Genomic DNA, 12,213 nt, shown 5'->3' with positions numbered 1-12,213 from the left:
CGCGGCATTGTAGAAGTGCCGGCTTAGTTCCCGCTTAAGGCAGCAACTGGCGGGCGTGGTGCTTCAGGTGCTCATCCATGAAAGTGGCGATGAAGTAGTAGCCGTGGTCATAGCCCGCATGGCGGCGCAGCGTCAGGGGCTGGCCGGCCGAGGCGCAGGCGGCCTCGAACAGTTCGGGATGCAGCTGCTCGGCCAGGAATTTGTCGCCCAAGCCCTGGTCGATCAGGATACCGCCGGGGTAGGGCGCGCTTTTGCTGCGCTGCATCAGGGCGCTGGCATCATGCTCCGGCCAGCCGGATTCGTCGGCACCCAGGTAGCCGGTGAAGGCCTTGCGGCCCCACGGGCACTGGCTGGGCGCGCAGATCGGCGCGAAGGCCGAGACGGACTTGAAAAGATCAGGGTGCCGCAGCGCCAGGCTCAGGGCACCGTGGCCGCCCATCGAATGGCCAAAGATGCCGATGCGTCCGGCGTCCAGCGGCAACGCATTCGTCAACAGCGGCAGCAGTTCGGCTGTCAGCCAGCTTTCCATGCGGTAATGCTGCGACCACGGCGCCTGCGTGGCGTCCAGATAAAACCCGGCGCCCAAGCCGAAATCCCAGCTGTCGGCTTCACCGGGCACTTTCGCGCCGCGCGGGCTGGTGTCGGGCGCAATCAGGGCCAGGCCCAGCCCGGCGGCCAGGCGCTGGGCGCCGGCCTTGGCCGTGAAGGTTTCCTCGTTGCAGGTCAGGCCCGCCAGATAAAGGAGCGCAGGCACCGGGCCTGCCGACGCCTGCGGCGGCAAAAACACCGAGAATTTCATCGGCAAGCCGATTTCGGTTGACTCGTGCTGGTAAAAGCGCTGCGCGCCGCCAAAGCAGGCGTGCTCACCGAGCAGCGTCAAGGGGTTGGGGGTCATTTGAATACTACTGATTTGATAGCTGCCTGCGCCAATCCAGCAAGCGCAGAAGGCCGATTTGGTTAATAAAGCACGACGCCGCGAATGGATTCGCCGCGCTTCATCAAGTCAAAACCCTTGTTGATGTCTTCGAGCGGCATGGTGTGCGTGATCAGGTCGTCGATGTTGATCTTGCCTTCCATGTACCAATCGACGATTTTGGGCACGTCGGTGCGCCCGCGCGCGCCGCCGAAGGCCGAGCCTTCCCACTTGCGGCCGGTGACCAGCTGGAACGGCCGGGTCGAAATTTCGGCGCCGGCTTCGGCCACGCCGATGATGATTGAGCGGCCCCAGCCCTTGTGCGTGCATTCGAGCGCTTGGCGCATCACCTGGGTGTTGCCGATGCATTCAAAGCTGTAGTCGGCGCCGCCGTCGGTGATCTGAACAATCGCATCGACCACGTTCTCGACATTCTTCGGGTTGATGAAATGCGTCATGCCGAACTTGCGCGCCATGGCCTCGCGCTCGGGGTTCAGATCGACGCCGATGATCTTGTCGGCGCCGACCATCTTCGCGCCCTGGATCACGTTCAGGCCAATGCCGCCCAGGCCGAACACGACGACATTCGCGCCGGCCTCGACCTTGGCCGTGAAGAGCACCGCGCCGATGCCGGTGGTCACGCCGCAGCCGATGTAGCAGACCTTGTCGAAGGGCGCGTCCTTGCGGATCTTGGCCAGCGAGATTTCGGGCGCGACGGTGTAGTTGCTGAAGGTCGAGGTGCCCATGTAGTGAAAGATCGGCTGGCCGTCCAGGCTGAAGCGGCTGGTGGCGTCGGGCATCAGGCCCTTGCCCTGGGTGCCTCGGATCAGCTGGCACAGATTGGTCTTGCGCGACAGGCAGAACTTGCACTGGCGGCATTCGGGCGTGTACAGCGGAATGACATGGTCGCCTTTTTGCAGCGTCGTCACGCCGGGGCCGACATCGACGACGATGCCCGCGCCTTCATGGCCGAGGATGGCCGGGAAAATGCCTTCCGGGTCGGCGCCCGACAGCGTGTAGTAGTCGGTGTGGCAGATGCCGGTGGCCTTGATCTCGACCAGCACCTCGCCGAACTTCGGGCCTTCAAGATCGACGGTTTCAATGGTCAGGGGCTGGTCTGATTTCCAGGCGACGGCGGCTTTGGTTTTCATGGGATTTGGGGCTTGCGCGCAGGATGAACAATGAGGAGATGCACTATAAGCCAGACCCGCCGCACCGTGCCGCCAGGGGCTGCTCCGACCGATGTTGAAAGGGCTATCGGTCGGTCGATGCGCTCCAGCGGCTGTCCCAGTCATTGCCTTGCGCCTTGTCCATGCTGCGGCGGTCGCGCTTGGTCGGCCTGCCGTGCTCCAGGCTGCTGGCCGGGTCGCTGGTCAGGTGCCGCTGCTCGGCGGCCTGGGCCTTGAGCGCCAGGCTTTCCCGGGTTTCCTCATACAACTGCTGCGCCACCGGCGCCGCCCCGCGCTGGCTGCTGATGCCGCGCACCAGCAGCGTGCGGGTGAGCGGCCCTTGCCTGAGCGTCACGGTGTCACCGGCCTTGACCTCGCGCGACGGCTTGGCTTCCAGGTCATTGATGCGAACCCGTCCCTTGTCGATTTCCTCGACCGCCAGTGAACGGGTCTTGTAGAACCGGGCGGCCCAGAGCCATTTGTCGATACGCAATTTATCCATTCAAAATCCTCCTGTAGTCTTATTTTGGACCAGCGGCAGGCGCACCGTGGCGTCCAGGCCGATCACCCCACCATGACCATGCCGATTTTCCAGTGCAATGCTGCCGCCCAGCGCCTGCACGATTTCCCGGCAGATCGCCAGGCCCAGGCCAGAGCCGTGATGCACATTGCCGGCCGAAAACGGCTGGTACAGGCGCGCCGCCAGTTCGGCCGCAATGCCGGGGCCGCTGTCGCTGACGCTCAAGGTCGCGTGGCCGGCATCGCACACGGTGCGCACCGTCAGGGTGCCGCCCGGCGGCGTGTGCCGGATGGCGTTGTGCAGCAGGTTGCGCGTCAGCTCGCCCAGCATCCATTCATGCGCCTGGACCCGGGCGGGCTGCGTCTCGATGCTGAAGTCAATGTCCTTTTCGCCAATCAGCGGCGACACATCGAGCGCCACCTGGCGCACCACTTGCGCCAGGTCGATGGCCTGCTGCTCGGGCTGCTGGCGCAACTGCTCGACCTTGGCCAGGGCCAGCATCTGGTTGGCCAGCAGCGTGGCGCGGTCCACCGTCTGGCTGATGTCGGCCAGTGCTTCAAGCGCCTCCATGTCGCCGCGCAGGGCCGACTGCACCTGCACTTTCAGCACCGCCAGCGGGGTGCGCAGCTGGTGGGCGGTGTCGCGCACAAAGCGTTTCTGGTTCTCCAGCAGATGCTGCAGGCGGCCCATGACCTCGTTGGTGGCCTCGACCAGCGGCAGCAGTTCGCGCGGCGCATCGCGTGCGCTGATGGGTGTCAGGTCGCCTTCGGGGCGGGCCTGCAATTCGGCGCTGAGGCGGCGCACCGGGCGGGTGGCGCGCTGCACCACGATCACCACCACCAGCGCGATCACGGCCAGCAGCAGGGCCTGGCGCCACAGCGTGTCAAGCCATATTTTTCGCGCCAGCGTGGTGCGCAGTTCCAGGGTTTCGGCGACCTGGATGACGGCCATGCCGCGTCCCGTGCCGCTGGCAACGGGTTGCAGCAGCACCGCCACGCGGACCTCTTCGCCCTGGTAAACATCGTCGTAAAAATCCACCAGCGCCGCATACGGCGGCCTGGCCTGGATGCGGCCGCGCCAGAAAGGCAGTTCCCTGAAACCCGACACCATGTCGCCGCCCAGGCTGGACACGCGGTAGAAAAGCCGGCTCTGGTTGTCGGCCTCGAAGGCTTCCAGCGCGGCGTAGGGAACGGTGACGCGCAACTTCGACTGTTCGTCGTAGCCGGTCACGTCGAGCTGCTCGCCAATCGACTTGGCCGAGGCCAGCAGGGTGCGGTCGTAGGCGGTGTTGATGGCGCTGAAAGCCTGCTGGTACAGGCCGACGGTGTTCATGATGACGAGCAGGCCGACCGGCAAAAGAATGCCGATCAAAAGATAACGCCTGAGCGAGATGGCCCCCACGCTTGCCACTTCAGGATTCACGCATCCACCTTCAGCAGGTAGCCCAGGCCGCGCAGCGTGACCAGCTTGACGCCGGTGCCCAGCAGTTTTTTGCGCAGCCGGTACACCACGACTTCGACCGCCTCGTACTGCACCTCGGCTTCGCCCGGAAACACCAGTTCAAACAAGCGTTCCTTGGACACCGCATGGCCGGGCTTGACGATGAGCGCCTGCAGCAGCGCCAGCTCGCGCGGCGTGAGTTCCAGCACCAGGCCATGATGGTAGATCGCGCCACTCTCTTTTTCATAGCGAAGTGTGCCCGCCAGATAAGCGGTAGAGGCTGATTCGGTGCTTGAAGAAGGGCGGCGGCGGCTCAGGGCGCGCAGCCGGGCCTCCAGCTCGTCCAGGTCAAACGGCTTGGGCAGGTAGTCGTCGGCGCCGGTATTCAGTCCCATGATGCGGTCGCCCACGGTGCCGCGCGCCGTCAGGATCAGCACCGGCGTGGCCAGCCCCTGGCGGCGCGCCTGCTCCAGCACCTGCAGGCCGTCCAGCCCAGGCAGGCTGAGGTCGAGCACCACCACGTCGGGCTGGGCTGCCGTCCATTGCGCCACGGCCAGCCGGCCGTCGGTGCAGGCGCACACGTCGATGCCGCGCCGGCTCAGGGCGCGCTGCAGGGCGGTTTGCATGGAGGCATCATCTTCAATCAGCAGCAGTTTCAGGGTCAAGGTCATGGCGTGAACATTAGCACTTTCCCCTAGGTTTCAGGACAGCCGTTTGACAGCCACGGCGCGCATCATTGGCGTGTTATCACCACTACAAGGAGACACCCATGCGTCGCGACACCTTTTTGAAATCCATGGCGGCCCTGGCGGCTGCAGGTAGCTTCCCGCTGTCGGCTTTTGCCGCCGCCAATGTCAAGATGATGATTCCGGCCAATCCGGGCGGCGGCTGGGACACCACCGGCCGCGCGCTGGGCAAGGCCTTGACCGATTCCGGCGCGGCGGCCACCGTGAGCTATGACAACAAGGGCGGCGCCGCCGGCGCACTGGGCCTGGCGCAATTCGTCAACGGCAGCAAGGGCGACCCCAACGCCATCATGGTGATGGGCGCGGTCATGCTGGGCGGCCTGATTACCGGCAAGCCGCCGGTCAGCCTCAGCCAGGCCACGCCGATTGCCCGCCTGTCCAGCGAATACAACGTGTTCGTGGTGCCGGCCAGCTCGCCCTTCAAGTCGATGGCCGAGGTGATTGCGCAGCTCAAGAAAGACCCCGGCAGCGTGAAATGGGGCGGCGGCTCGCGCGGCTCCACCGAGCACATCGCAGCAGCCATGATTGCGCGTGAAGTCGGCGTTGATCCGGCCAAGATCAACTACGTCGCTTTCCGGGGCGGCGGCGAAGCCACGGCCGCCGTTCTGGGCGGCAACGTGACGGTGGGCGGCAGCGGCTACAGCGAGTTCGCCGAATACATCAATACCGGCAAGATGAAGGCGCTGGCAGTGACATCGGACACGCGCTTGGCCGGCGTGAATGTTCCCACGCTCAAGGAGCAGGGCGTCAACGTGGTGATCGGCAACTGGCGCGGCGTGTATGGCGCGCCGGGCATCACGCCGGCGCAACGCCAGGCGCTGACCGACATGATCCTCGTGGCCCTCAAGTCCAAAACCTGGATCGAAGCGTCGCAGAAGAACAGTTGGACGCCCGCCGTGCTGACCGGCCCGGCCTTCGAGAAATTCGTCGATGACGACTTTGCGGCCCTGCGCGCCACCATGGTCAAGTCCGGCATGGTCTGAGGCCTGTCCTGGCAGGTATTCAGGACTTGGCAAACAATAACTTCCCGTCATTCCCGCGCAGGCGGGAATCCAGCCGCACTGCCAGGCGCAACGCTTATTGAATCACCGCACTGGATACCCGCCTGCGCGGGTATGACGGAGCCGTGCGGCGGGGAAATGAGATCAGAAGGTAAACATCCATGACACAACAAAAAAATCCCTTCCTGCTGCAGACGCTGGTCGGCGTGGGCATCGTGCTGATCGGCCTGGGCCTGGCCGTGGGCGCGTTCAGCATTCCGTCGGCTTCCGGCTACGGCGGCGTCGGCCCCAACTTTCTGCCCTGGATGATTGCCCTGTCGCTGCTGGTCTGCGGCGGCTTCATCGTCTGGGAGTCCCGGACGGGCGGTTTTCGCGCCATGGACGATGCCGGCGACGGTCCCGCGCCGTACTGGTCCGGTTTTGCGTGGATGTCGGCCGGCTTGCTGGCCAATGCCGCACTGATCACGACCATCGGTTTTATCTTCAGCTGCACCTTGTGCTTTGTGCTGGCGGTGCAGGGCCTGAAAAGCGCCGAGGGCCGCACCGACCGCGGGCCTGCGGTCTGGCTGAAGGACGCGCTGATCGGCATGGCGATTTCGGCGCCTGTTTTCTGGATGTTCACCCAATTCCTGGCCATCAACCTGCCAGGCCTCACCTCAACTGGATGGCTCTAAATGGATATCTTCAATCAACTGCTGCTGGGCTTTGCCACGGCGGCCACGCCCATCAACCTGGTCTGGTGCTTTGTTGGCTGCGCCCTGGGAACCGCCATCGGCGTGCTGCCCGGCATTGGCCCCGCCACGGCGGTCGCCATGCTGCTGCCGATCACCGTCAAGGTCGAGGCCACGGCATCGATGATCTTTTTCGCCGGCATCTACTACGGCGCCATGTACGGCGGCTCGACCACCTCGATCCTGCTCAACACGCCGGGGGAAACGGCCAGCATGGTGACCGCCATGGAAGGCAACAGGATGGCCAAGAGCGGGCGCGCCGGCGCGGCGCTGGCCACGGCGGCCATCGGCTCCTTCGTGGCCGGCACGATTGCCACGGTGCTCGTCACTTTGTTTGCGCCCATCGTGGCCGACCTGGCCGTCAAGCTCGGCCCGCCTGAATTCTTCATGCTGATGCTGCTGGCCTTCACCACCGTGAGTGCGGTGCTGGGCAAAAGCACGGTGCGCGGCATGACGGCGCTGTTCATCGGACTGGCGGCCGGCCTGGTCGGCCTGGACCAGATTTCGGCCCAGGCGCGCTATACCGGAGGCATACCCGAATTGCTCGACGGCATCGAGATCGTGCTGGTCGCCGTGGGCCTGTTTGCCGTGGCAGAAGCCATGTACGCGGTGCTGTACGAAGGCCGGATTGTCGAATCGCAGAACAAGCTGAGCAAGGTTCACATGACGAAAAGGGACTGGCGCCGTTCCTGGCCTGCCTGGCTGCGCGGCGCGGCCATTGGCGCGCCTTTTGGCTGCATTCCGGCCGGCGGCACCGAGATTCCGACCTTCCTGAGCTATGCGGTGGAAAAGAAAATGGCCAGGGGAGAGGACCAGGCCGAGTTCGGCACCCAGGGCGCGATTGAAGGCGTGGCCGGCCCTGAATCCGCCAACAATGCCACGGTGACCACCGCGATGATTCCGCTGCTGACACTGGGCATTCCGACCTCGAACACCACTGCCATCCTGCTGGGCGCCTTTCAGAACTACGGCATCCAGCCCGGCCCGCAGCTTTTCACGACCTCGGCGTCGCTGGTCTGGGCCTTGATTGCCTCGCTCTACATCGGCAACGTGATGCTGCTGGTGCTGAACTTGCCGCTGGCCGGCCTGTGGGTCAAGCTGCTGAAGATCCCCAAGCCTTACCTCTACGCCGGCATCTTGATTTTCGCCACCGTCGGTGTGTACGGCATGCGGCAAAGCTCGTTCGATCTGTTCCTGCTGTACGGCATCGGCGTGCTGGGCGTGGTCATGCGGCGCTTTGACTTTCCGACCGCGCCGGTCGTCGTCGGCATGATCCTCGGGCCTCTGGCCGAGGCGCAGCTGCGCAATGCGATGTCGATTGGCGAGGGCAGCGCGATGGTGTTTATCCAGCGCCCGGTGTCGCTGATCCTGATCGTGGTGGTGGTGGCGGTGCTGGTGCTGCCGCGCCTGGCCAAGCGCTGGTCGGCGCGCCGCCAGTTTGCCTGAAAGCGGCGGAAAGCGACAAAAAGCGGCATAAATCTGCATCAAATACTGCTCAAGCCCTTTCAATAAGGGCGTGAGCAGCTATTAAAAAAATAGCATCAAGATCCGCCTGAAGCTGCGCAATTTGAACGCCCGCCGAACCGGCTCCCCTCAGAATTCAATTCACCAATGTCGAATACCAAGAGGACGATATGCAAGTAACCGGTATGTTGTACGGAGCCAGGATGCTCCAGTTCGTTGACTTCCCGACCACCGAGGTGCTTGGCCCGGACGCCAGCGAAGAACAGATCAAGGCGCTGATCGACAAGCACGGCCTTATCTTCATCAAGCCGGTGTTCAAGGGCGGCGTCGGCAAAAAGGGCAAGGCCGGCCTGATCGGCAAGGCCACCGACCTGAAGACGGCGCTGAAGGAAAAGGAGCGCCTGTATTTCGTCGAGCACCGGGTTGGCAACACCGTGGCCAAGGCCAACGGCGTCACCTTCGAGGCCGGCATGCCAGCCGAACACGAGGTCTATTTCTCGATCACCGATTCGACGCATTTCCGCGCGCCAACGATGACGCTGACGCATCACGGCGGCATGGACATCGAGGAACTCGAAAAGAACCAGGTGGTGCAGATTCCATTCGATCCACTCACCGGGCTGAAGGCCTTCGTCGTGGCGAATGCACTGTCCTCGCTGGGGGCGCCCAAGCAGATCATCTCGCCGCTGGTGCAGCATCTGCCCAAGCTGTGGGAGCTGTACCACGATTACGGCATGAGTACGCTGGAGCTGAACCCGATCCGCATGCGCGAGGACAAGAGGGGACGAATCACGCCCGTGGCCTGCGACTTCAAATGCGGCTTCGACCGCGATGACCCGCGCTGGCGGCGTCTGAATCTGCCGGCCAGCCTGTTCGCCGTTGACTACTCGGACTTCGAGCAGGAGATCAACCAGCTGCGCACCTACCAGGGCCAGAGCGACGTTTACGTGATCAACGACCAGGGCACCATCCTTGCGCCCACCTTCGGCGGTGGCGCCAACTCGCTGGTCACCCAGATGCTCGGCGACGACGCCATCATCTCTTCGGATTTCGGCGGCAACCCGCCTTACGAAAAGATGAAGGAGGTGGCGCGCATCTGCTTCAAACACTGGATCAGGCAGAGCAACGTGCTGTTCATCATCGGCGGCAAGTCGAACAACACCGATATCTTCGAGACTTTCCGCGCCATGGCCGATGCGCTGCGAGAGCATTTCAGCCGGCATGGGGCGACGCCGCTGTACGTGGTGATAGGCCGCGGCGGTCCCAACCTGGTGCGTGGCATGGGCGCGATGCGCGACACCCTTGATGCCTTGGGCGTGCCCTACCGCTTCTTCGGCTTTGATTCCGACATGAGCGAGGTCGTGCTGCATGCCAAACAGGTGGATGCCTGGATGAAGGCGGGTGGCCGCGAACAGGTGGCGGCCCGGCTGGGCATCGCTGCAAAACAGATCGCCTGAAGCTGCCCCACTAATCAAGGAAAATTCAATGTACAAGCAAGGCGTAGGCGATTTCAAGTATTTCGTCGGTATCAGTTCCCTGGCCCAGGTGGCCACACGCGAAGACCGGGTCTGCGTGCTCAACATCCTGGGCGGCGAGTCGAGCGACGTGACGCCGGTGGGCCATGTCTATTCAGGTGGCAACGTGGTGTTTGGCACCGCGCCCGGCAAGCGCGGCCAGGTGCTGGAGACGGCCCTGGGCAACGTGCCGGTCTACAACAATGTTCTCGAAGGCATCAATGACGGGCACCGCTTCAACTGCGGCGTGGTTTACCTGCCGCCGGCGGCGGCGCGCGATGGCGTGGCCGAACTGATCCGCGTCAACCCCGACCTGAAGAAGATATTCATCGTCACCGAGAAGCTGGCGTGCACGACTCGCGCGAGATCCGTGCCATGGGCCAGGCCAACGGCGTGGACATCTTCGGCGGCAACAGCCTGGGCGTGGCTGATGCATGGAGTCATGTGCGGATCGGCGGCGCGCTTGGCGGCGATCATCCCGAGGAAGCCCTGCGCAAGGGATCGATCGCGATTTTTTCCAATTCGGGCAATTTCACCACCACCATCGCCACTTACCTGCGCATGGCCGGCTGGGGCACCACGACCTCGATCTCCTGCGGCAAGGATGTCTACATTCACTTCGCCGCGCCCGAGTTCGCGTTTGCCCTGTCCAACGATGCGCGCAGCAAGGCCGCGGTGCTTTATGTCGAGCCGGGTGGCTACTACGAGCTTGACGCCACATTCACCAAGCCGGTTGTCGCCTGCGTGGTCGGGCGCTGGAAATCCAAGCTGACACGCTCGGTCGGACATGCCGGCGCGATGGCCGGCGGGGCCGACGATGCGCTGAGCAAAGAGCGCTGGTTCATGGACAAGTTCGGCGTCGATGACATCTTCACGCCCGAGCGTCCGGTGTGCTCGGCCAAAGGCGCGCTGGTGACCAACATCGCCCACATCCCGGCCGCGCTGACCGCCGTGATGCGCAAGAACGCCTGCCCTCCCGACTTCGAAGCCGAGGGCAATCTCTCGCTCAAGCCCTGGTTTGGCTCCAGCCTCGGACTCAAACTGCCACCCGAACTCGATTTGCCCGTGGTCGAAGCGACCAGCCCCTACAACGAACAAGTCGCGGCGCTGAACCAGCAGATCGGTGCGGTGCCGCCCCGGCAGAGCTTGAAGGATGCCTCGGGCGCCTCGCAGATGGATGCCAAAACCCAGGTCACCAGCCTGTATGGCGTCTCGATGCTGGACGCAGCACAATTCTCGCTCGAAGCCAACGTCAGCCTGGCGCTGCTGCACGAGCCGGGCGGCGAGAACGACCGGCGCCTGATCAACGTGGCCATCGGCGGCGGGCTCAACCTGCACGGCCACCCGGCGCTGGCCGCGGCACAGGCAGCGCGCGAGGCTGGCAATGCGCCCAACAGCGTGCTGGCCGCAGCGGCCAGCATTCTGGGGCCGCGCTGCCAGGGCCAGGCCCGCCAGGCAGCAAGCGCGCTGATCGACGCCTTCGCGGCGGCTGGCGTGACCGACGCGCTGGACGAAAGCTTCGACATCAGCCAGATCAATATCGACCAGCTGGACTTGTTCGTCAGCGTTGATCCCGACGCTCGCGCCGAGGCGATGCTCGCGGGCCTGAAGGCGCGCGGAGCCCGGTCGGTCTTCGTGCGCTACCTGCAATCCTTGCCCGGCCATCCCAGCGCCGATGCCGTGCTCGCGGCGATCACGGCCACGCTGGCCTGGGGTCCGTTGATGCGCAAGCGCATCTCGCGGCTGACGGCTGACGGCTGACGGCTGAGAGCCTGCCTTGGTGGATGCGCCTGTTCGGCGCCTTGATTGGTGCGTCGGTGCAGGCTGACCGGCACAGCGCCGACAGCTTCTGCGGCATGGCGATGAGCGATATCCTGGAACAGTTGCCGATCAGCGAGGTCACTTTTGTCGCCCTGCTCGGCCTGGCGCCCAAGCCGGCCGACCTGTTTTCGTTCGAGGTGCTGGTGGGGCTGCTGCTGTCGAACGGGCCGGGAACGATTTCGGCCCAGGGCGCCAAGGGCGCGGTCTCGGCCGACGGCCCCGAGGATCCTGGGCGCGTGCAGCTCAACAAGGGCCTGGCCGGCTTTTTGACGCACACCGGCTACACCCACGGCGGCAACGGCTACGAGGGCATCGCCTTTTTAATCGAGCAGTTCAAGGACACGGGACTGGTTGATCCGGGCGACCCCGGGCATGGCATCGACCTGAAGGCCCTGGCCCTGAAATATGTCGAGGCCTATGCGCGCTACAAGTCCACCAAGAAGAACACCGGCAGCCTGGACATCCAGAAGATTCCCGGCGTCAACCACCCGGTGTTCAAGGACAAGCCGGTCAACCACGATCCGCGCGAGGTCTTCATCCACAAGCTGATGGCCGGCAGAGGCGAGTACAACGTCTTCCACGAGTTCTATGGCACGCTGGTGCAGACCCTGTTCGAGGCCGGCGTGTCGCGCAACGTTTACTGCGTCAACATTGACGCGGTCATCGCCGCGCTGCTCTTGAAGATGCTGTGGCAACCCTACCTCAGCGGCGAGTACACCGGCGCAGCACTGGAGACGGCGGCGTTCACGATCTTCCTGTACCCGCGCATGCTGGGTTGCGCCGCCGAGGTTGACGACCACATGAACCGCGGCCGCAACATGGACACCCGCACACCGGCCTCCCAGTGCCAGTTCGTTGCTTGAAAACCTTCGTGCGGCCGGATTCAATGAAGTT

Annotated in this window: 9 protein-coding genes and 1 pseudogene; 5 read left to right on the top strand and 5 right to left on the bottom strand. The window is 64.2% G+C overall.

Annotated features, from left to right (window positions below):
• Positions 1-34: 34 nt before the first annotated feature.
• From fghA to ABLV49_RS14700, 5 genes are all read right to left on the bottom strand, one after another.
• Positions 35-895 (bottom strand): S-formylglutathione hydrolase, encoded by an 861-nt coding sequence (fghA, locus tag ABLV49_RS14720; protein ID WP_349277531.1) that lies wholly within the window; start codon positions 893-895, stop codon positions 35-37.
• 62 nt (positions 896-957) lie between these two features.
• Entirely contained in the window at positions 958-2,064 is a 1,107-nt protein-coding gene (locus ABLV49_RS14715) for an S-(hydroxymethyl)glutathione dehydrogenase/class III alcohol dehydrogenase (protein ID WP_349277529.1), read from the bottom strand.
• A gap of 103 nt (positions 2,065-2,167) precedes the next feature.
• The gene (locus ABLV49_RS14710; RefSeq protein ID WP_349277527.1) at positions 2,168-2,584 is read right to left on the bottom strand and encodes an RNA-binding S4 domain-containing protein; all 417 of its coding nucleotides are present in this window, start codon (positions 2,582-2,584) and stop codon (positions 2,168-2,170) included.
• A complete protein-coding gene (locus ABLV49_RS14705; RefSeq protein ID WP_349277525.1) occupies positions 2,585-4,024 on the bottom strand; it encodes a sensor histidine kinase in 1,440 nt (479 codons plus the stop codon). It abuts the gene before it with no gap.
• Complete coding sequence (locus ABLV49_RS14700; RefSeq protein WP_349277523.1) at positions 4,021-4,713, bottom strand: response regulator transcription factor; 693 nt, start codon at positions 4,711-4,713, stop codon at positions 4,021-4,023. Before ABLV49_RS14700 ends, ABLV49_RS14705 begins: the two co-directional genes overlap by 4 nt.
• 98 nt (positions 4,714-4,811) lie before the next feature.
• Here ABLV49_RS14700 and ABLV49_RS14695 point away from each other — a divergent pair, with 98 nt between their 5' ends.
• From ABLV49_RS14695 to ABLV49_RS26065, 5 genes and pseudogenes are all read left to right on the top strand, one after another.
• Entirely contained in the window at positions 4,812-5,771 is a 960-nt protein-coding gene (locus tag ABLV49_RS14695) for a Bug family tripartite tricarboxylate transporter substrate binding protein (protein WP_349277521.1), read from the top strand.
• A 179-nt stretch (positions 5,772-5,950) separates the two neighbouring features.
• Positions 5,951-6,463: a tripartite tricarboxylate transporter TctB family protein gene (locus ABLV49_RS14690; RefSeq protein ID WP_349277519.1), complete on the top strand. Its 513-nt coding sequence runs from the start codon at positions 5,951-5,953 to the stop codon at positions 6,461-6,463.
• The gene (locus ABLV49_RS14685; RefSeq protein WP_349277517.1) at positions 6,464-7,966 is read left to right on the top strand and encodes a tripartite tricarboxylate transporter permease; all 1,503 of its coding nucleotides are present in this window, start codon (positions 6,464-6,466) and stop codon (positions 7,964-7,966) included.
• Positions 7,967-8,154: 188 nt separating this feature from the next.
• A complete protein-coding gene (locus tag ABLV49_RS14680) occupies positions 8,155-9,441 on the top strand; it encodes an ATP citrate lyase citrate-binding domain-containing protein (RefSeq protein ID WP_349277515.1) in 1,287 nt (428 codons plus the stop codon).
• 28 nt (positions 9,442-9,469) lie between these two features.
• Positions 9,470-12,182: pseudogene (locus ABLV49_RS26065) on the top strand (CoA-binding protein).
• The last annotated feature ends 31 nt before the right edge of the window (positions 12,183-12,213 follow it).

It is taken from the genome of Polaromonas hydrogenivorans, assembly GCF_040105105.1.
GTDB lineage: Bacteria > Pseudomonadota > Gammaproteobacteria > Burkholderiales > Burkholderiaceae_C > Polaromonas > Polaromonas hydrogenivorans.
The sequence above is the reverse complement of the archived record's forward strand: the minus strand, read 5'-3'. Positions and strand labels throughout refer to the sequence as shown.

Excerpts from the sequence above, each read along its gene's own strand:
- ABLV49_RS14715 (WP_349277529.1), bottom strand. The coding sequence starts at position 2,064 with ATGAAAACCAAAGCCGCCGTCGCCTGGAAATCAGACCAGCCCCTGACC.
- ABLV49_RS14700 (WP_349277523.1), bottom strand. The coding sequence starts at position 4,713 with ATGACCTTGACCCTGAAACTGCTGCTGATTGAAGATGATGCCTCCATG.
- ABLV49_RS14680 (WP_349277515.1), top strand. The coding sequence starts at position 8,155 with ATGCAAGTAACCGGTATGTTGTACGGAGCCAGGATGCTCCAGTTCGTT.
- fghA (WP_349277531.1), bottom strand. The coding sequence starts at position 895 with ATGACCCCCAACCCCTTGACGCTGCTCGGTGAGCACGCCTGCTTTGGC.
- ABLV49_RS14690 (WP_349277519.1), top strand. The coding sequence starts at position 5,951 with ATGACACAACAAAAAAATCCCTTCCTGCTGCAGACGCTGGTCGGCGTG.
- ABLV49_RS14695 (WP_349277521.1), top strand. The coding sequence starts at position 4,812 with ATGCGTCGCGACACCTTTTTGAAATCCATGGCGGCCCTGGCGGCTGCA.
- ABLV49_RS14710 (WP_349277527.1), bottom strand. The coding sequence starts at position 2,584 with ATGGATAAATTGCGTATCGACAAATGGCTCTGGGCCGCCCGGTTCTAC.
- ABLV49_RS14685 (WP_349277517.1), top strand. The coding sequence starts at position 6,464 with ATGGATATCTTCAATCAACTGCTGCTGGGCTTTGCCACGGCGGCCACG.